Genomic DNA, 21,530 nt, shown 5'->3' with positions numbered 1-21,530 from the left:
CTACCTACCCGGGGCGTGATAGTTAATTTGTAAGCACTGTTTAAAAAACTAACGTGGATTATGCGGGAGCCTCTGCGCGACATACAGGCTCCTCGTGTACGAGGACACTACGCTGCTGTCGCTGAGCAACAGAATAGAGACGGGCGCCTCACCAGCAGACGTCGCCCGGACCCTGAACGCAACGTTGTTGACCGTCCTAGCCTTCAGGACGACCTGCCTTGGGGCCCCGGCGATGTCCCTGACAACGTAGGAGTCCACGAGTATGCTCACCTTGACGTCCCTGTCGAGGTTGTTCTCCACGGACGCCACAAGCTCGCACTCCCCTCCCATGTAGACGTCCCCCCTGACCTTGACGTCCACCACCCTGACGTTACCGAGCCTGTCCTGCAGTACCCTGTATGCCTCGTCGAGCCACGCGTTTATAACCCCGGGGCTCCAGAACTCCGCCCACCAGTAGTCGCTGTCAAGGGCGTGCCACAGGGCGTACCTCGCGGACGCGCTGTAGCTGTCCCTTCCCTGGATCATGTTCTCGTAGGCCCTGAGGAGCCTCAGGGCCTCGGCCACCCTCGTCCAGTGCTTCTCCTGCTCAGCGACCTCTCCGCGCCACTTGTTGAAAGTCCCGAGCCACGTGTTGGTCGGTATGTTGGTGAGCACCCTCCTCGCCGGCACCTCCTCCAGGGCCTCCCTGAGGTGCGTCGTCTTTATGAAGTTGAAGTCGGACAAGGCCTCGAGGTAGAGGAGGAGCCTGTCCGAGAAGTACGCTGTGAGGGGAGGGTTTTTCGAGAACGCCATCCAGTTCTCGCCGTCGAGCGCCACCGTCACTATCTTCGCCGCCTTCTCCAGCCACTTCCCCGCCACCATGTACGCGAACTCGTACGCGTTCCTCCAAGCGTGTAGCTCGGATACGAAGTTGTTCTGGAAGCTCAGCACGTTGCTCAGGTAGCTGTCCCTGAAGAACACGGTTATGTGGCTCCTGGTGGATGGGTCTAGGAGGATGTACGGCTCGTAGTGCGTCCCCCTCTCGCCCTCCGAGTAGTAGAAGTGGTTGGCGTCGTCCAGCACCGTGTACTCCAGCCCGTTGTCCTGGAGTATCTTCACGAGCTTCATGGAGAACGCCATCTCGGGGGTCCAGAACCCCAGGGGCTCGTACCCGGCTAGGACCTCCTTGCTCACCTTAACCCCGTAGGCGACCTCCTCGGCGACGACGTCGGGCGCGTCCAGAACGTCCGTCAGAAAGCCCAGTATCGTGTGGGCGTACACGCTGGTCAGAACGTCTATCCTCCCTTCCTTGGCGAACTCTACGTAGGAATTCAGCGTCTCCTCCACCAGCTTCACCTCGTCGCTCTCCCTGGGGAGCACCCTCCCGTCTTTGAAGACCACGCGGCCCTTGACAGCCATGTCCCACTGGTAGAGCAGGCTGGGGCTGAGGTTGAACGTGGCGTAGTAGCTCGGGTGGTTCTCCAGCAGGACCGTGTGGTAGTGGTAGGGGCCCCGGCCGTAGGGCTTGAGTATGTCCTTGTAGACGTAGGAGAAGGCCCAGTCCGCGTGGTACCTGCCCGCGGGGTCGTAGTTGGGGGCCTGGTGGTTGTGCCAGACAAAGGCAACTTTAACAGGCCTCCTCGACGACGGGTCGGCCGTGATGTAGGCGACTTCGTCTACCACCGTGGAGTCGAGGTAGAGCTTCAGCCTGTGTACACCGGGCTGTTCGATCAAGGAGACCGATGTTATGTCAACGACTCTCTCCCCCTCCTTCAAGTTCACCGTCTTATCGGCCTGGACAGCGTTCTTCTCGTCGACCAGCCTGACTCTCAGGCTCCTCTCGTTCCCCCTGTTCTCGAGGAGTATGTGCGCCTTGGCCTCCCCGCCGGGCTTGTAGAGCGGTTTGTCCAGCACGAGGTAGGCCTCTACGCCGTTTACGTGTTTAAAAGGGACGATGCTAGACAACTAAACCGCCCCGTAGACCTCGAGTAGCCTCGAAACAGACCTCGCCCAACTAAACTCCGCCGATCTATGGGCACAAGATCTCCTTATAATCGAGGGAGCTCTGGGCTCCTCTATGAGCAGCCTCCTTATTGCCGGGTCCATTATCCTTCCGGGCACCCGGTTAGATCGGGCCGCGCCGTCCTCGGCGGCCATGAACAGCGTTAGGTCTGCTAGGTAGGAGGCTAGCTGCCCCACAGACCCGTTCTCGAAGAGGACCCCCGTCCCACGCAGCCCGTGCACCCGTACGTCGAGGACTGTAGTCTTGAACCCACCGGTGTCGCTGGCCAGGACGGGGGTGCCCGAGGCCATGGCCTCTAGCGCGACGAGGCCGAAGGGCTCGTAGTAGCTCGGGGCGACAAACACGCTTGCGGCGTAGTGGGCGGGGACGAAGACCCTCTTATCCACGTGGCCGAAGACTATCTTCAGGTTCTTGTCGAAGAGCCTAAGCCTCCTGACCATGAACTCGAGAATGCTCTCGGAGCCGGGCACTGGGATAATCATTAAGAGTACCCTGACCATGGGGTTCCTGACCAGGACCTTCTCGAGGGCGCTGAGCAAAAGGTCGAAGCCCTTCTGCCTGGAGACCCTACCGGTGGCCAGTACCAGGTCTCCGTCCTCCTCGAAGCACTGGTGCCAGGTGTCGCTTGCGGCGTCCACTCCCAGGGCCTTGAGCGCCCTGTACGCCTCGCCGGACAGCGCGCTGACGCTCCCCGAGCACAGCTCCTTGAACACGGCCCTCCTAGTCAGGGCTCTGTCGGCCACCCCCCTGTCTCCCGCCAGCTCCTTGACATACTTCTGGACCAACTCGGGCGTCCACGAGCTCGCGTTGGGCACCGTGAGGACTCTCAGGCCGTGGTTGAGGCCCACCCACTTCTCAACGGTCCTAGCGTAGTCGTCGCTAACGGTGACCGTGGTGTCGGAGACGAGGGGGACTAGCCTGTCGACGAACCCTTGTGAGGCCTCGTAGTAGTACCTCAAGTCCCTCACGCCGTGCCTACCCCTGACCTGCTTCCCGCCGGTCAAGGACTCCAGGTCCTCTAGTCTCGCCCTCGACTTCGAGAGCAGGTGGACGTGGTAAACGAGCCTCGTCTTCACCCCCTTCTCGAGGGCCAGGCTGTTCACCGCGACAATCGACAGGCCGGAGTGCCAGTCGTTGGCGTGGAGGACGTCGGGCCAGTCACCCTCGTCCAGGTACTTCTCGTAGAGGGCCTTCACCACGCGAGTGAAGACGAGGGCCTTCGCGTAGAGGTCGCCGCCGTAGACGTCGCTGCTGTTGAAGAGCCCGCCGCTGACTATGTAGTGCCTCAGGCCGGCCAGGTCCGAGGAAGACACCCTGTAGACCTCGCCTTCAACCCTGTACTCTAGTAGCACGTCCCCCTCGGGGGTAAGCCCGTGCGAGGGCGTCACCAGGACGGCGTCGACCCCCCTCTCGCTGAGGCCCTTGGCCAGCTCCGGCGGTACTTCGGCCAGACCGCCGACCTTCCTCGTCGTCTTGGACTCGAAGGTCAGGATCCAGGCCCTCAACTCTAGACTACCACGCGACCCTCGTCTCTACGGTGAGCCTGACCTCTCTCCCCGGGTCTAGCTCGACGTAGTCCACGAAGTGCACCGCTAGCCCCTGGAACATCTCCATGAGGCCCTTCTCCGTCCTCGCCAGAGTAGACAGCGGTGCCGCCCACACCTCCAGCTCTCTACTCGCCGACAGCTCTACGTCGGGGTAGACCGGGCTCGACACCCTTACAGAGCTGGCTCTGCCCACGTACCTGTCCCTGACGCTCAGACGCGAGCCGCCCACCGCGTACGAGAGCTCCCCCTCGCCCACCCTGTCTATCTTGGGCGCCAAGTGGTACTCGTAGCCTACCTTGGCCCTTATTACACCGCCCCTCAGGTTCCTCACCGCGTAGTCGATCGCGTAGCCGTTGCCCAGGAACCTCACCCTCTTCTCCACCTCGACCTCGGCGACTCTACTCCCGAAGACGTAGTAGCCCCCTGTAGCCCTCAGCGTCACCCCCTCCTTGTCCATGTGGGTCAGGTAGTGCCTAGCCAAGGCGAGGTCGCCGAGGTCCTTGAAGGGCGTGTTCCACAGCCAGTCGTCTATCCCCGTGTCGGTGCTCCACAAGTGGACCCTGGCGCTGACGCGCCTGTACCAGTCGGGCGCGAACCTCGCACCCTCGAGGTATGGCTCCGCGTACCTGCTCATCGTGTCCTGGAGGTTGTGCTCGAGCCCCTTCCTCTTGACGTCGAACTCGAAGACAGTGCCGCCGTCCCGCAGGTCTACGTAGACGTTGTAGTCCCTGCTTTCGACCAAGAGCTCGTCTAGGCCGTCGTAGTCGAAGTCCTCCAGGAGGAGTTTACGGGCATCCTCCTCGAAGTAGCCCGCGGCCTCCTCCGCCGCTCTCTCAGCCTTGATGTAGTTCTCGTAGATCGCCTGCCTGAGGTGAGCCAGGTATACGCCTCCGAACAAGCCGTGCCAGTAGGCGTCGTTACACTGGGCTAGCAGGTAGCTCTTCCAGGCCTCCTCCAGCCCGCCGCCCGCGCGCTCCAGCTTCCTCCTCACCCACAACATCTTCTTGTGCATGTTGTTGACCTCGGCGTACTTGGCGATGAAGTTCCTGAAGAACCCGCCGCTCCACTCCAGCATCTTGTCGTAGCTGCCCGGGGGCAGGTAGACCAGGCCCCTGACGCCGAACTGCTTCAAGTACTCGGAGGGGTGTACGGTCTGAATCTCCCTCTCGAGCCTAAGCTTGTTCAGGAACTCCCTAAGCCACCACCTGGCCCAGCCCGGGTCCCTCCACTCCCCGAACTTCTCAGCGTCGCTACCCCAGACAAGCACCGGGTTTTCTAGGCCCCTGACCCTGGACTTCATGAAGTCGATAACTCTGTCCGGGTGCTCCCAGGGTAGGACGTAGCGGAGGGCCGTGTCTATGAAGAACGCCGCGAGCCTACTCCCCGCGTCCTCTGTCAGCCAGGGGTACAGGGAGTCGCTGCTGGTCTTGTTCGCCCTCTGGAGCGTCGAGTCGTCTAGTAGGACGTACTCTATACCGCTCCTCGCGAAGTGCCCGACGAGCCCGGGCTCCCAGACCCTCTCCGGCAGCCAGGCACCCCTCGGCTTGAGCCCGAAGACCTTTTCTGCGAGCCTCGCGTACTCCCGTAGCTGGAGGTCCCTGTCCTCCCCGGGGAGTATGGGGAGGATCGCCTCCCCCAGGCTCCCACCCAGTACCTCGATCACCCCGTACTGCGCCAGCTTGGCTAGCTCGTTGAGCCACTCAGGGTAGTACTCGCTGGCGTACAGTAGGAGCGGGCCGCTCACGTGTACCGTGAACTTGAGGTCGCTGAACTCCTTCAGCACCTCCAGTAGTAGCTTGTAGCTGTTTTCGAAGACCCTGTCGCTGACCCTCTTCAGCTGCCCTGTCGGCTGGTGGAAGTGTATTGCGAATACGAAGTAGCCGGGCAAGGCTACGCACCCAGGTACTCCCTTATGTACCTCGCGATCAGCTCCTTGGCCTCGCGGGGCTCTCTCTTCTCGGCCTCACTAATCCTATCTGCTAGGTCGCCGAGCATAAAGACGTTTCTCACCCAGCTCGAGAAGTCGCCCCTCCTCGCGTGGAATAGGACTATGTCGTCCGGCACGGCCCTCACCTGGTCGGCGAGCTCCAGTAGGCTCGAGGCCCTGAGGCCGATGAAGCCCTCGAGCGGAGAGTAGAAGTAGAAGGCCTTCTCGGGAGGCGTCTTGAACCTCCTCGCGAACCCCCTCGGGTTCCTCGCTATCGAGTTGGCCACCAGCACGGACAGGACCCCCACGGTTTCCATGAAAAGGGCGTAGGCGTCCGGGGCGTTCTTGTAGGGCGAGAAGTAGGCGTGTACCTCGCCTATGCTGCCGAACTTAGTGGCTTGGTAGTACAAGTGGTCGCTTATCGTAAGGAGCTTCCACAGCCTCCTCAACCCCGGCTCGTCAAGTGCCACCACGTAGTAGTAGAGGTCGTAGAGCGCCTTCATAGAGGCCTGTTGCATGCTGTTCCCCAGCCAGGCGCTCAAGTCCCGCTCGTCCGCCCAGCTTATAGAGGACCAGGGCGGGACGTCGAAGACGTCCCTGGCCGGGTACTTGTCTACAACCTCACTCGGCGTCGAGAACGAGAGGTTCGAGTACTTCAGGACCTCGCCGGGGAGCCAGCGGAGGAACTCGTGTATGCCGGTCTCAGGCCAGTGGTGCTCGCCGAAGGTCTCGTAGTCCACGGCTATCATTATAACGTCGCCGGGGGTGGCGGCCAGCCAGGCCGAGTACTTGTCCGCTGTCAACGGGTACTGGTCCCAGTTCCTGTCGCTAAACCTGAACCCGACGTCGTCGCTCAGCCTGTAGTTCCTCGTCAACACCCTTATCTCGCTACCGTACGCCTTGTAGACGTAGTTCGGGGACCTCCAGCCCAGGACCCTGTCGACGCCCTCCGTTAACACGACCTTGTAGCCCAGCCCGGCGAAGACGGCTGCTATGTCGTTGTTGTACGAGAACTCCGTGTTCTCGATGCTGGTAGGCCTGTAGCCGACGACCTCCTCCATTAGCTTCCTGTGCTCCGTGACCTGCTCTACGAGTTCCCTGTACTCGGGGACGCCGAGGAATGCGACCATGCTGTGGTAGTAGGTCTGGCTCGCGAACTCCACCAGGCCTGTCTCCGCCAGCTTCCTGAAGAGCTCGATCACCTGCGGAGCCCACCGCTTAGCCTGCTCTACGAAGACCCCCGACACCGAGTACGTGACCTTGAACTTCCTGTCCCAGTCCTTGTAGCGGTTGATGTTCTCCAGTACGATCTGAGTGGCGGGTACGTAACACTTGGCCGCCGCCCTCTCCATCACGAGCTTGTTCAGGGGCTGGTCGAAGAGCGCCTCCTCCACGTCCCTCGGCGTGAGCTCGCCTCTAAGGGCCCTCTCTACAAGCCTCTGGTAGACGTTCCTAGCGAGGCGGTAGGGCTGGTGGACCTCGAACACGAAAACAACGTCGGGCATTTAAACACCAGTATTACAGACTGCTCTTAGCCAAATAAACCATCATGTCAGTAGCTTTAAACATGCGATTAAACTGTTCAGTATAGGCGCAGCAAGCCGAGTAAGGGTATGGGGGCCCAGTCAGGCCTGTACATCAGCTCGTAAGCGAGCTCGTAGAGGGCCCTCTCGACGATCCACGGCTTTAACAGGCTATCCACGTCTCGTAGCAGCCTGTCGCCCAGGCCGTGCAGGCCGAGGGGGCCCGTCCTCGCGAGGTAGGAGTACACCATTGAGGTCAGGTGGGTCCTCCTCCACGCCTGCGCGGGGTCTTCCTCGAGAACTCTCCTCGCCAAGCCGTCAACGCTGCCTCCGAGCGTGTTGAGCAGGGCCGCGAAGGATAGGTAGTGGAAGCTCCTCACGAGCGACGCGACGTCTCTTAGAGGGGGCTCCTTCTCCAGCCTCTCTTCAAGGCTCCTACCGGGCTCGCCTTCGAAGTCTATTATGTAGAACTCGTTCTCGCCGGGGTCGTAGATCATCTGGAGTAGGTGGAGGTCCTGGTGTATCCTCGCCTTGTACGCGTGGACGAACCTGTCCAGGAGGCTGCGCGCCTCTTCGACGGCTTGTAGACCCCTCTTCTCGAAGACCTCTCTCCAGAAGGCCAGCCACTCGAACCCCTTAACCCTCGCGTTCTCGTCGAACTTCTCCAGTATGAACTTCGCCCTCTTGCTGAGTCTCTCCTCCCACTTCAACACGTCTCTGTCTGACACCTCCTCGACGCCGAAGAAGCCCCTGTCGCCGGGCTTGTTCAAAGCGCTGTGTAGGCCGCCTGTTATCACGCCCAGCTTAGCCGAGAGGCCGACGTTCAGCCTCGTCCCCGGGTTCTTCAGCCACTCGGTGAGCTCGACGTAGAACGGGTAGCCGGCGTCGTTGTAGCCGGGTATGTACTGGAGGAGCATGGCAATGGGCTCGCCGTCCTCGTAGACGAGGCCTCTCACGCGGGGGGCGTTCTTGAACCCCTCCCTACTCAGCTTCACGAGGCACTCGTACTCCATGTTAACCCTGGGGAGAAGCCTGTAGCTCTTCAACACCAACCTCTCGCCGCCCGCAGTCTCCACTAGAGAGAGGACGTTCGTGGAGTCTAGTGTGAGAGGCTTAGCCGAGACCACGACTAGGGTTAGGTCGCCCGACAGCTCGACGTCTACGCCTGGCACCCTCTTCACCGCATCGAGGAACCTCTTGTCGTACTCCGCCTCGTATATGAACCGCCCCCTGTAGGGTATCAGCCTGTCGCTTGGTAGACCGGGGTGGTCGCCGAGAATGAAAGAGGCCTGGTATAGGTTGTCCCCGTCGCTGAACTTGAGGTGGGCGATGTCCTCTACGAAGGCCGTTTTAACTAGGACCGGTCTTCTCCCCCCGGTCTTCCACGGCCACCATCTAGCTCTAGTGATGTACTCCTCCAGTAGCCCGAGGGCCCCGCTCCACTCACCCGCTCCCGACATTACTTCTCGACCGCTACCAGCTGGAGGATCATCTTGAGGTAAGAGAGCAGGTCGTTCGAGTTCTTCACCCCACCGCTCTGGATGAGGCTCGCCAGGTACTCGTCCCCGACGGCGTCTCTAGCCCAGTTCGCCAAGTAGCCCTGGGCGATGTGCTTGTCCACAAGGGTCTTGTCCACGAGGTCGTAGGCCAGGAGAGCGTAGAGCTGGGCGTAGCTCCTGAAGCTGACTGGCACGGGTTGCCCCGTGGAGGGGTCGGTGATAAGGTACGCGGGGACGTCTCTCTTCGTCCTCAGGTTCAGTATGGTCTTCTTCAGCTTCAGCCCTTTCTCGGTCAGAACGAGGCCCTTCTCGCTCCTCGCCACTAAACCGTCCTTCTCGAGCTGGCGAACGTACTTCCGCAGACTTGACATGGTCAAATCAAGTTTCTGCTGAACGTTACTCAGATCCAAATAGCCGTTTTCATCGCTCAATAACAGGATCTTGAGGTGGGACTGCTTCAAGAGGCGATCCCTCACTCAAATAAATAGCGGGTGTTGTTAAAAACTTATCCAGCCGCCTACCTAGCTAAGAGGATCTTCTCGGGGCTCACGCTCTTGACTCCCACGTACAGCAGTAGTAGGCTGACCGCTACCAGGACCGCCAGGTGTAACATGGAGTAGTAGACCATCCCGTACACGTAGTCCTGTATTACCAGTATCGAGTGCGTGTAGGGTATCGCCATCAACGGGTATAGGATGCTGGGCTCGATCTTGGGGTAGTCGATCATGAAGCCCGAGAAGAACAGCGCCATGCCGATCATGTTGACCATGGTCGCGATGTTGCTCGCGCTCCTAACCCCTTGGGTTCTAGTCACGAACGGGGTCGCGATCGCCACCGTGACGAGGATCGTGAAGAAAGCCGTAACAGCGTGGAGGAGCACCAGCTTTAGGTCTATGACAAGCCAGAAGGAGCCGCCGACGGAGAGGGCTATCAGGTACATGTAGACCATTAGGCTCGCCACGTCCGAGAGGCTCGACACTAGCCCGAGTATAGACGCCGCTATCAGCTTACCCGTGATGACCTCCGAGACGCTCAGCGGTGTGGCGAGCAGTAACTCGATGGTCTTCCTCTCCCTCTCGCCCACAATACCGTCTACCACGTACATAGAGGCTGGGGATACGACGAAGATCAGGCCGAGTATCAGGACCTTGGCGAGGAAGGGCTTGATCTGCTCCAACGGCGAGGCGGGGGCTCCCGAGGGGGTGATAACGAGGACGGGGCCTGCTACGACCGGCTGGAGTACGGAGTTCACGCTAAAGGACCCGGGGCTGAGCCCGGACATCAAGGCGAGCTGCCTGACCTTGACCTCCGAGAGGTTCCTCGAGAACTGGGAGAGCGTAGAGAGCACTGTGTTCTCCGCGTTGAGAGCCGGCTGTACACTGGCCTTCCTTATTATCTCGACTCTCGCCTGCTGCGTGAGGCTGGTAGCGTTGCGCGAGAAACCCCTCGGTATCACGACTACCAGGTCGTAGACTGTTAGGTTGCCCGGCTCGGATGTGTAGGCGTGGACGTGGCATCCAGCGGCTTCGAGCGCCCTCGTCAGGTTGCCGACCAGCCACTCGGAGGACACGGTCACGTTGAGAACAGGGTCGCTGTACGTAGAGTCGTCCCTGTCCACAACGGCGACGTTAACTGGTTGCTGTGTCGACAGCAGGAGGACTGTGAGCCCTATGAGAGGCATCGACACTACCGGGAGTAGGATTGCTGCGAACAACGTCTTCTTGTCCCGCCACAGGTCCAGCAGCTCCTTCCACACCACGACTTCCACGGCCCTGGGATTCACCTCAACCACCCGTCGCCTTCACGAAGACCTCCTCGAGGTTGCTGGCGCCGTACCTGCTCTTCAAGTCCGACGGGCTGCCCACCTCCACGACGCGGCCCTTGTTGATGAACGCGACCCTGTCGCACACGTACTCGACCTCGAGCATGTTGTGGCTGCTGAGGATTATGGTCGACCTGTTCTCCCTAGCGAAAGCCTTTATCAAGTCCCGCACCTTGATGCTGGAGTAGACGTCGAGCCCGCTCGTCGGCTCGTCCAAGAGGGCCACCTTCGGCCTCCTCATCAAGACGAGGCTGAGCAGCAGCCTCCTCTTCATCCCCTTACTGTACTCCCCCGCCTTCTTGTAGAGGTCCCCGCCCAGGCCGCTCACAGCGGCGCCGTACCTCACGGTCTCGTCTACGTCGCCCCCGTAGATGCTCGCGTAGAACTTCAAGTGCTCTAGACCAGTCAGCCGGGTGTAGACGTCCGCCTCCTCCGGGAGGTAGCCGAGGACCCTCTTCACCTGGCCGGGCTCCTTAAACGGGTCTAGACCCATTACGGCGACCCTCCCGCTGTCCGGCTTGACGAGCCCGGCGATCATCCTGAGCGTAGTGGTCTTCCCCGCCCCGTTGGGCCCTATGAGGCCGAAGACCTCGCCCTCGTAAACCTCGAGGGTCATGTCCTCGACAGCCACCACCCTACCGAACGCCTTCCGCAGGTGCTCTACTCTGACGGCTACGGCCAAGCCGCCACCCTCCGGTGATAGCCGGGTATTACTTGCACTCCGTGGAGGGGGTGTCCCTGGGTACGGGTTACCTATAAAAATTAACACACGCATCCAAATTAAGTGAACGGGGTATTGTTTTGAGCCCTAGCTCTGTTTACGACCGCGTGAGAGCTTTCCTAGACAAGTACGGTGACAAGGGCTTCCTTGTTTTAAAGGCTGCTCTCGAGGTGGCTGGAGACCCGAACGTCGACCACAGGTACGGCGACTTCAGCTTCAAGCACCTGGTCCTCAAGCTAGCGAGGCTGGGCTTCAACTACAACCCAGTCAACCTACTGAGGAGCCTGGAGAAGGAGTACGGCGTCGTGGAGAAGTCCTACACCTCCAGCAACCAGACGTGGTGGAGGTTCGTAGACGTCGAGGCCGTGAAGAGCGCTGTATACGAGGGCGCCGCTGACTCCGACGACCCCCGGCTGGCTCTGCTGAAGCTGAAGTACGAGAGCCTGGAGCCCGCCAGGGTGAGGAGCACCCTCTTGAAGCTCGCCTCCAAGCCCAGCCTCAGCAACGTCGACAAGGAGTTGTTCAGGAGCGTCGTCTTCAACGAGTTGACCAAGCTAGTGGAGCTCTACTACGAGATGTCGAACTACGAGGAGTACTTCGCTGCCCAGTTGAGCGAGGTGAGAGAGCTCCTCAGGCTAGCCGAGCTCGTGTCGGCGAAGATGTCAAAGGATAAATTGCCGGGCGAGGGTAAACTCCGCCAAGAAGAGACCCTGAGGGCCTTCGGACTGCATGATAATACATGACATCGCTAGTAAGAAGATCCTCCCCCACCTCAGGGGGCTCTTAATCCACGAGCTACACCGCAGGAACATAAGCCAGCACAGGATATCCAAGCTCCTCGGCGTCTCCCAGCCCCTGGTCAACAAGTACTTGAGCAAGCCCTACAACGGGTACAAGGAGAAGCTCGTCGCGATGGGGTTCTCCGAGGGCGAGATCCTCTACGTGGTCAACAACCTCGCCTCATACCTCGAGAAGGGCGACGTCCTCAGGTTCGTGATCGTCTCCAACTACTACGTCAACGAGTTGGCGACGAGGTACGCCTGCCGGCACTTGTACTGGCTGAGGGAGTTCTGCGTGAAGGGCTCTCTGGTTGACCCGTTCATCGACGAGTACAAGGACTTCGTCAGCAGGCTGCTGTCTAAGCCGGTGCTCTACAAGCTAATACCCGAAGTGGGGACGAACATAGCCTACGCACCCCGCGAGGCAGTGGACCCAGGCGAGGTGATAGCCCTCACGGGGAGGATAGTGAGGCTGGACGGCGAGGTGGCCTACGCGGGCGAGCCGATGTACGGTGCCAGCAGGCATCTCGCCAGGATACTCGTGCTAGCCCAGAAGTACAACAAGGGGAAGAGGGTCGTGATGAACGTAGCGAACCTGCCCTGGGTAAGCGAGGTCTCGGCTAGGATTGGTCTGAAGATCGTCGAGACAGGCCCGCACGACAGCCAGGACTCCTTCTGGAGAGCTGTTCAAGAGGCCGTCGCCCAGAGGCCGGACGTGATCGTGGACCAGGGCGGTAAGGGGCTTGAGCCCAACATCTACCTCTTGGCGCGCGACTTCGTGGAGCTGGAGAACGTGCTGGACTACATACTGCAGCACGGCGTGGTCTGACATGCCTGTCTACGCCAAGTACTGTGTCGTGGGAGGGGGTGCTGTAGGGTCCGTTCTAGCCTTCTACCTGTCGAGGGGGGACCCGGGGCAGGAGATCGCCGTCTTCTACAGGAGGAGCGAGTCCGTGAAGGCGATCGAGAGGACGGGTGGAGTTCTAGTAGAGTTCGGGGGTGGCACGAGCCTAGTCCGCGTAAGGCCCCTCCTCTACACCGAGACCGGGGTGGAGTGCGGCTACGTTATAAACGCAGTTAAGGCCGTCGACGTCCCCTCCACGATGGACTTGATGAGGGCGGTCTCGAGGTCGGCCCGCTCGATCCTAATGGTGCAGAACGGGCTCGGGAGTCTCGAGCTGGCCGAGGAGGCCTTCCCCGACAAGTGCGTAGCGGCCGGCGTCGTCTACTTCGGGGCTGAGAGGGTTAGAGACGACTACGTGAAGCACACGGGAGGCAACTCCGTTGTCGTCGGGTCGAGGAGAGGGTGGTGCGGAGGCCTCGACGAGCTGGCCGAGTCGCTCAGGAGAGGCGGCTGCGACGTCAAGGTGGTGGACGACATAGACTTCTACAGGTGGCTCAAGCTCGGCTTGAACAGCGTCGTGAACCCCCTGACGGCGATCGCCCGCGCCAAGAACAAGGTCGTGTTGCTGGAGGAGGCGAGGCCCCTGGTGGAGATGATACTGGGCGAGGTCGTAGAGGCGGCGAGGCTCCACGGCGTCTCGCTCGACAGGGAGAAGCTCCTCAGGCACGTCCTCAACGGGGCGAGGGCGACGGGTGAGAACTACTCGAGTATGGCGCAGGACTTGATGAGGGGGAGGAGGACCGAGGTAGACTACATCAACGGGTTCGTGGCGAGGACCCTAGAGTCCGCTGGTTGGAATATAAGCGTGAACAAGGTTATCACACTACTAATACACTTGATCGAGGGATGGCATGAGCAAGAAGGTCACAGTTAGAGACATCATGAAGAAGAAGGGCTCCGAGAAAATAGCCGCTATAACAGCCTACGACTACACCACGACTAAGATCGTGGACCAGGCGGGGGTCGACATAATCCTCGTAGGAGACAGCGTGGGCATGGTCGTGCACGGCCTCCCCTCCACACTCCCGGTGTCGATGGACATGATGCTGCTCCACGTGGAGAGCGCCGCGAGGGCTAAGCCGAGGGCGCTGCTAGTGGGCGACATGCCCTTCCTAAGCTACGAGGCGAGCGTCGAGGACGCTGTCTACAACGCTGGCCTGATGCTCAAGAAGGGGGCCGAGGCCGTCAAGATCGAGGGGGGAGCCGAGATGGCAGACGTCATAAAGGCCATGGTCAGAGCCGGCATCCCTGTCATGGGCCACATCGGGCTGACGCCCCAGAGGTACTTGGTCCTCGGGGGCTACAGGAGGAGGGGGGTGAAGGCGTCTGAGGTAGAGAGGATCGTCGAGGACGCGAGGGAGATAGAGAAGGCCGGGGTCTTCGCGATAGTCATAGAGTTCACCGCCGCCGACGTAGCCGCTGAGATCACAAAGCAGGTCTCGGTGCCGACCATATGCATCGGCAGCGGCTGGATGTGCGACGGGCAGATACTGGTCCTCCACGACGTGCTGGGACTATCGGAGTCGACTCCCCCGTTCGCCAAGAAGTACGCCGACCTGAGGGGCGCCATCCTTAGTGCTGTGTCCGAGTACGTGCGGGAGGTGAAGGCCGGCCTGTTCCCCGGGAGGGAGCACTCGTTTTTCTCGGAAGCTTATAATCGAGGCGGCGAGTAGTTAAACAGGGGGTTTAAATGGGCTTGAAGTACAAGCTACTCTACCTCGTCATCGACGGGGCCTCGGACAGGTTGAGCGACCCCGTCACAACGCTTGAGGCGGCCCACAAGCCATACCTAGACAAGCTCGCGAAGTACGGGGTCTGCGGCCTGATGTACACCGTGGGCAGGGGGGTAGCGCCGGAGAGCGACGAGGCGGTGATATCGCTGCTGGGCTACGACCCCCACGAGGTGTACACCGGGAGGGGGCCTATAGAGGCGGTTGGCGCGGGCATGTCCTTCAAGGAGGGCTACGAGATCGCCTTCAGGTCGAACTTCGCCACTATCGAGGCCTCTACTTGGCGGATAGTAGACAGGAGGGTGGGCAGGAGCCTCTCGAGCGAGGAGGCTAAGGTTCTTGCCGGGCAACTAGACGGCATGGAGCTGGGGATACACGACGGCTACGCGAGAGTCAAGGCCACGATCGGGCACAGAGCAGTGGTGATAATCGGGAGCCGCTCCCGCAGGCTCTCCCCCATGGTGAGCAACAACGACCCCGCCTACGTGAGGAAGGGGCTGATAAGCGTGGCGGTGAAGGACTTCAAGCCGTACGTAGCGAGGGTAGAGCCCCTCGAGGACACGCCCGAGGCGAGGGCGGCCGCCGAGCTCGCGAACGCCTTCGTGGAGAAAGCAATAGAGGTCCTAGACAAACACCCGGTGAACGAGGAGAGGCGGAGGAGGGGCCTGCCCCCGGCCAACGCGATCCTCCTCAGAGACGCCGGAGGGTCGCTACCTAGAGCTACACCGCTGACGGAGAAGTACAAGTGCAGGTTCGCAGTCCTCGCCGAGATGCCCGTCGAGGTCGGTATAGGCCGGATATTCGGCGCCGAGACAGTGGTACTCGACCCCCCGAGCGGGGACCCGAGGAGGGACTACGAGGAGAGGTTCGAGGCAACTATGAAGGCGCTCAGCAACAACGAGATCGTGTACGTCCACCTCAAAGGGCCGGACGAGCCCGGGCACGACGGGGACTTCGAGCTGAAGAAGAGGAGGATCGAGGAGATAGACAAGTACTACGTGAGCCTCCTGGTCGAGAACAGGCCGAGCAGGCTCGCCGTGATAGTGACAGCCGACCACTCCACCCCGCCTAGCGTGGGGGCGCACACCGACGACCCGGTCCCAGTGGTCTTCAACGCGGAGGGCGTCGCGCCAGACGACGTGGACGCCTTCACGGAGAGGAAGTGCGCCGGGGGGAGGCTGGGGGTCTACGAGCACGGGTGGCAGCTGCTCCCAGACCTCTACTCCAGGTTCTTGGTGTAGAAGCCGTTGAGCAAGGAGGGAGTTTTCGCCCGCGTCCCCCTCCACGTATCCGGCTTCTGGGCCCCGGTCAAAGGCCCCGACGCCCTGCACACGGGTAGTTTAGGGGCCGGGCTCGTCCTAGACCTCTGGGTAGTCGCGAGGCCCACTGGTAGCGGCTGCTGGGTTGAGGTCAACGGGGTAAGGGCGCTGGAGGGCCACGCCCGCAGGATCTGCGGGCTGGAGGGCTTCAACTTAGGCGTATCCGCGTCGTCTCCTGTAGGCCTGGGTAAGGGCTTCGCCCTGTCCAGCGCCCTGTCGCTCTCCCTCAGCACCCTGATCTCGGCGGCTCTGGGCAGAGGAGTCTCCGAGAGGTCGACGTGGAGCGCCCACGTAGCCGAGGTAGAGCACAGTACGGGTCTCGGGGACGTAATGGCCCAGTTCCACGGGGGCCTAGTGGTCAGGACCAGGCCCGGACCCCCGGGCGTCGGGGAGGCCGTGGTTGTGAGGGGTCTCAAGCCCACGCTTGTAGTCGCCGAGCTGCCGGGGTCTGAGCCCACGCCGGCGGTTCTCTCCAGGCTAGGCCCGTGGGCCCGGGAGCTGGTTGAGAGAGCCGTGGAGAGGCTCTTGGAGGCTCGCGACCCCACCCTCTTCTTCGAGCTGTCGAGGTCCTTCACGAGGAGGCTTTTCGACTACAGCAGGGTGGAAGACCTGCTCGCGGGCGTTAGGGGGGTGGCGGGGTTCTACTTGAAGAAGAGCGCCCTCGTGGTATGGGTTGAGAGGGAGTGGAGCCACGACCTTGCCTCTTTATTAAAGGGTCGTGGGCTAAACACGTTTGAGACGACGGTGTCGGAGAAAGGTGTCGGGCTTGTACATTCCACCGAGCCACCCGAGGCGGGAGAGCCTGCTGATAAGGGAGAGGCTGGTCGAAGGCTTTAAGAGGGGGTACGTCGTCCCAGAGGGTCTCATAGCCCATGGGCGGGGCGAGTGCTTCGACTACCTGATAGGGGAGGAGACGAGGGAGTTCGCCCGTAAGGCGGTGAGGGCCGCAGCCGCCGCGCTACTCCTAGCGAAGCACCCGGTCATATCTGTCAACGGCAACACGGCCGCTCTCGTCGCAGAGCACGTTGTAAGGCTCGCGGAAGAGGTCCCGGCGAAGATCGAGGTGAACCTCTTCTACAGAACACGCGAGAGAGAGGAGCTGATCGCCAGTGTCCTGAGAGAGGCTGGCGCACGAGAGGTGCTGGGGGTCGGCGATGACGCCTCCGCGACCATACCGGAGCTGTTCAGCGAGAGGAGGAGGGTGAGCCCCAGGGGGATCCTCGTAGCGGACGTCATACTGGTACCCCTCGAGGACGGGGACAGGACGGAGGCCCTTAGACGGATGGGTAAGACCGTCATCGCGGTCGACCTCAACCCGCTCTCTAGGACCGCGAGGGCGGCGAGCATAACGATCGTAGACAACATTGTGAGGGCCATGCCCGCCCTGGTGGAGGAGGTGAGAGAGCTCAAGAAGAGGCCCAAAAACGAGCTCCAGGCCATACTAGGCTCGTACGACAACAACCAAGTGCTCGCGGAGGCACTGGACTTCATAAAGACCAGGCTAGCCGAGATAGCGCGTAGTATGCGTGGCGCTAGCCATTGAGAGGGCTACAACGGGGCTGGGCGGAGGCGGGGTAGGGGAAAAGGACGCCATTAGACCCGATGAGGTAGGCGAGCCCCACTCCCATTCGGGCAGACTACTTGTAACTACCGAGCATCACCCCCATACCCACCACCGAGAACATCGGGCCCCCCGTTGGTCCCCGCGCCGTCCTTTTCACGAACCCCCTAGCGGCCCGGTCGCCTGGCGAGGAGGCCCAGCACCTGCTGGACTACTCTCTCGGCACTAGTCGACGCCTCGAAGGGCTTTAGCTCGAGCACTGCTACGTCGGAGCAGCCCAGAGACTCCAGCAGCTTCTTAGCCTCGGCGCCTTTGCCTCCCCAGCCGTGGACGTCTACGAATAGCACCTTACCGCAGCCCGTCTTGTGCGCCACCAGCTCGAGCGTGTACTTGACGAGGGGGAACGTACTGTTCTCGTAGACGGTCGAGACGACCACTACTAGGCCGGCTCCGAGGGCGCCGTTGACGATTTCGCTGACGTGGTGCCGGTGCTTGTCGGTGAAACCGTGCGAGCTGACCTCCACGCCCTCTTCTTTGAGGCGCCGGCTCAACTCCACCACTAGCCTCTCAGAGTGCCCGTACATGGAGGCGTATAGCAGCACGACCTTACCGCCTCTGCTAGTCGACCAGTCCAGGTATAGGTCGAGTAGACCGCTCGCCTCCGCTCTATCTAGGACGAGCCCGTGGCCGGGTGCCACAAGCTCGCTCGCCGATATCGCCTCTTTTAGCTTACCGGACGCCTTGACCAAGAAGTCCCTGTAGTGGGCCACCACGTCGGCGAAGTACTTCCGTGCGAGGGCGTAGTACTCCCTCCTCTGCTCCTCGCCGAGCTCTCTTAAAGCCACGGCCCTGTGGGAACCGAAGGAGCCGAAGACGTCGCAGGTGAAGAGCACGCCCAGCTCCTCCACCTGCGTCACGATGGTCTCTGGCCAGTGGAGCCACGGGACGTGGCTGAACCTAAGGGTTAGCGGGCCCACCGGCAGCCTCTCGCCGTCGGCCACCGGCTTGAAGTCGGGCTCCAACCCGTAGAAGTCCTTGATGAGCTTCTTGGTCAGGGGGTGGCCGAGGACCCTCAAACCCTTTCTAGCCTCGAGCACCTCGGGTAGGGACCCCGAGTGGTCGGGCTCCATGTGGTTGACGACAACGTGGCTGAGCCTGTCCAAGACGCCCAGCTGCCTAAGCTTGTCGACGAGGAGGGGGCCGTAGCCCGTTTTCCAGCCGTCTACGAGGATTGCGCCCTCCCCGTAGTCGACTACGTAGGCGTTGTAGGAAACGCCCTCTGGGATCTCCCAGAGGGCCTCGAAGAACCTAGTCTCGCCGTCGACCAGCTTCAGAACCCTGACGCCGGGCTTTACCTCGCCTGTGACCACCTGGAATGACCCGTGGTCCTCCACCGAGTAAGCCGGCAACATAGACCCTCACACTCCGTTATATCAGTGAATTCTAATAAGGATAGGACCGGCGATCTTCGGGGTTTTGCCACCCACCAGCTAGTACTAGAGAACTTGTTTCCCCCCGTTTAGACGTTGGCCACGGTACACTGTACTCCCAGCGAGTAGCGGCAAGTCGCTTTTCGCCCAAGACCCCACCTACCAGGGTACGGGGCTTAAGGGGCTCGCGAACGCACTCTCTCGGAGCATAGGGTATGAAGCTGGAGTACACAGGTGGCTTAGTGAGAGAGCAGCTGCACGCTGTTGCTTGGCGATGCCGCTAGCGCTATAACACTTGAGATCAACCGCCGCGGGTACAGCAGGGTTGGTACAAGGTCAGATTCACGAGTCAGGCCGACGGAGTTGGACGTTGCAGGTTGTACACACCCCTCTAGAGGGTCGCAAAGGTTACATCACGCCAGCCATCGACGCCTGTGCGTACCGGGTGTGGGATGGGAGGGGATGAACCAGCCTCTGTAGTGTGTTGGTCGACCTTACAGGACAGCCTGTAAAGGACTAACGCGAAGGGCTTTGGTTGTTTGGAAGGGAAAAACTACTTGATCTTCCTCCTAGCCAGGAGGACGGCGACGTACCCGATTACCACGATAGCCACTAGCGAGCCTACGTAAACGGGGTCGGTGTACCTCTCCGTAACGGTCACGAGGCTGACAGAGGTCTCGGTCCTAGTACTTGTCTGTGTTAGGGTCTGCCACGCTGTGACTGTAGACGTTACGTACGAGGTGACCGTCTCCGTCTTCGTCTCCACCGACACTGTGAATATGGGGCTCGTTATCGGTAGTGGGGTCCCAGTAGAGTTCAGCGGTGGCTGTATGCCGAGCAGCGCGGCAATAGTCGGCGCTACGCTGGTGGACTGGACCAGCCCGAGGACGCCGCGCCCGACGCCGGCCCCCACTGCGGCGAAGACCGCGTAGAGCTCGGGGTAGTAGGGCAGGTCCTGGTGGTTAGCGGTAATGGTCTTCAGCGGGACTACGTCGACAAACGGGCTCCCGGTGGGGGAGAAGCCTCCCAATGGAGCGTAGCCGGGCTTCGCGCTGATAACCACGTCCCCGACCCTGTCCCCCAGAGACCGAAGGCAGCGGCCTCGCTCTTCTTCATGACCACGCTGAACACCGGCTCCTGAGTCACGGGGTCTCTGACAGAGGCGAGGACGTCCATGACCTTTGCGACTACGCTGTCGTAGTCTGACGGGTCTACGATCCCGCCTGCCTCCCTACCCTTCAAGTTGATGAATACCTGGTTGTACCCGTTGTACCACGCAACCGTCTCGTTCAGTAGGACTACTCCACCACTCCTCTTCAAGAGGCCGGCGTTCTCGAGGATGTTGTTTACGTACACCAGCTTGGCCACGGGCCACTGGCCGTGGTCCGACACAACGATGACCGCCGTGTTCGAGAGGTCGACCTCCGTGAGTATCATTTGTACGAACTCGTCAGCCCACTTCACAGCCTGCTTCACGTAGTTGACGTACTTGGGTGCTGTCTTCGGGTCGTAGTAGGGCATGCTCATGTCTGTCAGGCCGAGGAACTGGTGGTAGACGTTGTCTACTATCGGGGTGTAGGTCATCAAGAGGTTCCAGTCTGTGTCCTTGATAAGCCACCTCGTGAACTCCATGAAGAACCTGTTCGCGAAGTAAACCGTCTCCATGTAGGTGTCCTCGTCGTACCAGCCGTTTACAAGACCGAAGTAGTCGCCGTCCGTTATCATACCCGTCTTCGTCACGACCTCGTTCCAAACCCTCCAGGCAACATCCCTATTACTGAACCACCTAGTTGCGGTCTCAAACGGCCTCGTGAGGCTCCTGTATACCCTGAAGTTTGTCAAGGAGAGGTTGAGGGCCTTGAAGAGCGGCGCTATAACGTAGGTGTTCCCCTTGTAGACGAGGGTTGTGTTCAGGGGCTTGCTCCACTCCCCCTCTCGAAGGACAGCCAGGGCGTTACTCAGGTCCTTAGACCTCGGGACTATAGCGACCCTGTCGGGGGTGCCCGAGCCGGTGGTGTCTACTATGTAGAAGTACCATGTCTCGTCGCCGAACGTGAATGAAGCCTCCCAGGCCTTGTACACGGTGAGCCCGGGCAAACTACCGGACCAGCCGGAGGCCTCCGTCACGTTCACGTAGTAGGCGGCGGGGACCGAGCGGTTGGTCGTGTAGAGGGCCGAGTAGGACGGCGGGCCCATGAAGGAGTCGTAGGGGTTGAACACCATCGAGCTCCTCATCTTCCCCTCCCAAGCCCACGGGTCGCTCTGCGGGAAAGCGGCCACCACGGCCTTAAGGCCCTGCCTATCGGCGGCCATCCAGAGGGGCTCAGCCAAGAGCATTGAGCCATTGAAACCGGAGAAAGTCGCGGTTAGCGGTGTCCCGGGCAGGTGGATGGCGTTGCCCGTGATGCCTGTGACGCCCGGTGGGGCGCCCGTGGATATCACTGCGTGGCTCACAGCAGTCGAGGACGGGAAGCTGACGACCATCCCCCTAGCCAAGTAGCCGTGCTCGAAGATGTACCTGAACCCGGGCAACTCGGTAGCGAAGACCGACCTGTTCAACAGCATGTCCCAGACCATGTCCGACCTGAGCGCGTCTATACTCAGTAGTACGACTTTAGACGCCGGAGGCTTGTACGAGGCGTAACTCGGCGGTGTGACCGAGACCAATAGGACTGCGAGCACTATTGCGAGGACGAGTGCCCTATTCATACAACGCCCTCATTAGAATGGATTTGTCGGCGCGAGGATATAAGTCTGCGGAGGACG

18 protein-coding genes are annotated in these 21,530 nt (G+C 60.9%); 7 read left to right on the top strand and 11 right to left on the bottom strand.

The window, feature by feature from the left end:
* Nucleotides 1-48: 48 nt before the first annotated feature.
* From WLZ34_RS06530 to WLZ34_RS06495, 8 genes are all read right to left on the bottom strand, one after another.
* The gene (locus WLZ34_RS06530) at nt 49-1,944 is read right to left on the bottom strand and encodes a glycoside hydrolase family 57 protein (protein WP_434731233.1); all 1,896 of its coding nucleotides are present in this window, start codon (nt 1,942-1,944) and stop codon (nt 49-51) included.
* Nucleotides 1,945-3,507, bottom strand: coding sequence for a glycogen/starch synthase (locus tag WLZ34_RS06525; protein ID WP_434731232.1), 1,563 nt, complete (start codon nt 3,505-3,507; stop codon nt 1,945-1,947).
* A gap of 7 nt (nt 3,508-3,514) precedes the next feature.
* Nucleotides 3,515-5,437, bottom strand: coding sequence for an alpha-amylase/4-alpha-glucanotransferase domain-containing protein (locus WLZ34_RS06520; RefSeq protein ID WP_434731231.1), 1,923 nt, complete (start codon nt 5,435-5,437; stop codon nt 3,515-3,517).
* 2 nt (nt 5,438-5,439) lie between these two features.
* On the bottom strand, nt 5,440-6,981 hold the full coding sequence (locus tag WLZ34_RS06515; RefSeq protein WP_434731230.1) for an alpha-amylase: 1,542 nt from the start codon (nt 6,979-6,981) through the stop codon (nt 5,440-5,442).
* 77 nt (nt 6,982-7,058) lie between these two features.
* Entirely contained in the window at nt 7,059-8,459 is a 1,401-nt protein-coding gene (locus WLZ34_RS06510; RefSeq protein WP_434731229.1) for an alpha-amylase, read from the bottom strand.
* A complete protein-coding gene (locus WLZ34_RS06505; protein WP_428727319.1) occupies nt 8,459-8,974 on the bottom strand; it encodes a winged helix-turn-helix domain-containing protein in 516 nt (171 codons plus the stop codon). The genes WLZ34_RS06510 and WLZ34_RS06505 overlap by 1 nt, the downstream gene beginning before the upstream one ends.
* Nucleotides 8,975-9,015: 41 nt before the next feature.
* Entirely contained in the window at nt 9,016-10,281 is a 1,266-nt protein-coding gene (locus WLZ34_RS06500; protein ID WP_434731228.1) for an ABC transporter permease, read from the bottom strand.
* 1 nt (nt 10,282) lies between these two features.
* Nucleotides 10,283-11,002, bottom strand: a complete 720-nt coding sequence (locus tag WLZ34_RS06495) for an ABC transporter ATP-binding protein (RefSeq protein ID WP_434731227.1) — start codon at nt 11,000-11,002, stop codon at nt 10,283-10,285.
* 119 nt (nt 11,003-11,121) lie between these two features.
* Between WLZ34_RS06495 and WLZ34_RS06490 the strand changes: the two genes are divergently transcribed.
* Genes WLZ34_RS06490 through WLZ34_RS06460 form a run of 7 tightly spaced genes read left to right on the top strand, consistent with a single transcriptional unit; the run spans nt 11,122 to nt 17,316 of the window.
* Nucleotides 11,122-11,784 (top strand): hypothetical protein, encoded by a 663-nt coding sequence (locus tag WLZ34_RS06490; protein WP_434731226.1) that lies wholly within the window; start codon nt 11,122-11,124, stop codon nt 11,782-11,784.
* Nucleotides 11,771-12,649 (top strand): thiamine-phosphate synthase family protein, encoded by an 879-nt coding sequence (locus WLZ34_RS06485; RefSeq protein WP_434731225.1) that lies wholly within the window; start codon nt 11,771-11,773, stop codon nt 12,647-12,649. Before WLZ34_RS06490 ends, WLZ34_RS06485 begins: the two co-directional genes overlap by 14 nt.
* A 1-nt stretch (nt 12,650) precedes the next feature.
* Nucleotides 12,651-13,598: a ketopantoate reductase family protein gene (locus WLZ34_RS06480; RefSeq protein ID WP_434731224.1), complete on the top strand. Its 948-nt coding sequence runs from the start codon at nt 12,651-12,653 to the stop codon at nt 13,596-13,598.
* The gene (panB, locus tag WLZ34_RS06475) at nt 13,576-14,397 is read left to right on the top strand and encodes a 3-methyl-2-oxobutanoate hydroxymethyltransferase (protein ID WP_434731223.1); all 822 of its coding nucleotides are present in this window, start codon (nt 13,576-13,578) and stop codon (nt 14,395-14,397) included. Before WLZ34_RS06480 ends, panB begins: the two co-directional genes overlap by 23 nt.
* Nucleotides 14,398-14,414: 17 nt before the next feature.
* Nucleotides 14,415-15,695, top strand: a complete 1,281-nt coding sequence (locus WLZ34_RS06470; protein ID WP_434731222.1) for an alkaline phosphatase family protein — start codon at nt 14,415-14,417, stop codon at nt 15,693-15,695.
* 6 nt (nt 15,696-15,701) lie between these two features.
* Nucleotides 15,702-16,610: a pantoate kinase gene (locus WLZ34_RS06465; RefSeq protein ID WP_434731221.1), complete on the top strand. Its 909-nt coding sequence runs from the start codon at nt 15,702-15,704 to the stop codon at nt 16,608-16,610.
* Nucleotides 16,540-17,316, top strand: coding sequence for a 4-phosphopantoate--beta-alanine ligase (locus WLZ34_RS06460; RefSeq protein WP_434731220.1), 777 nt, complete (start codon nt 16,540-16,542; stop codon nt 17,314-17,316). The genes WLZ34_RS06465 and WLZ34_RS06460 overlap by 71 nt, the downstream gene beginning before the upstream one ends.
* A 185-nt stretch (nt 17,317-17,501) precedes the next feature.
* On the opposite strand, the gene WLZ34_RS06455 is transcribed toward WLZ34_RS06460, so the two are convergent.
* The 3 genes from WLZ34_RS06455 to WLZ34_RS06445 form a co-directional block, all read right to left on the bottom strand.
* On the bottom strand, nt 17,502-18,743 hold the full coding sequence (locus WLZ34_RS06455; protein ID WP_434731219.1) for an MBL fold metallo-hydrolase: 1,242 nt from the start codon (nt 18,741-18,743) through the stop codon (nt 17,502-17,504).
* Between the two features lie 574 nt (nt 18,744-19,317).
* Nucleotides 19,318-19,794, bottom strand: a complete 477-nt coding sequence (locus WLZ34_RS06450) for a hypothetical protein (protein ID WP_434731218.1) — start codon at nt 19,792-19,794, stop codon at nt 19,318-19,320.
* On the bottom strand, nt 19,752-21,473 hold the full coding sequence (locus tag WLZ34_RS06445) for an alkaline phosphatase family protein (protein ID WP_434731217.1): 1,722 nt from the start codon (nt 21,471-21,473) through the stop codon (nt 19,752-19,754). Before WLZ34_RS06445 ends, WLZ34_RS06450 begins: the two co-directional genes overlap by 43 nt.
* Between the last annotated feature and the right edge of the window lie 57 nt (nt 21,474-21,530).

It is taken from the genome of Thermogladius sp. KZ2Tp1 (assembly GCF_051131135.1).
Lineage (GTDB): Archaea > Thermoproteota > Thermoprotei_A > Sulfolobales > Desulfurococcaceae > Thermogladius.
This window is presented reverse-complemented; position numbering and strand designations above follow the sequence as displayed.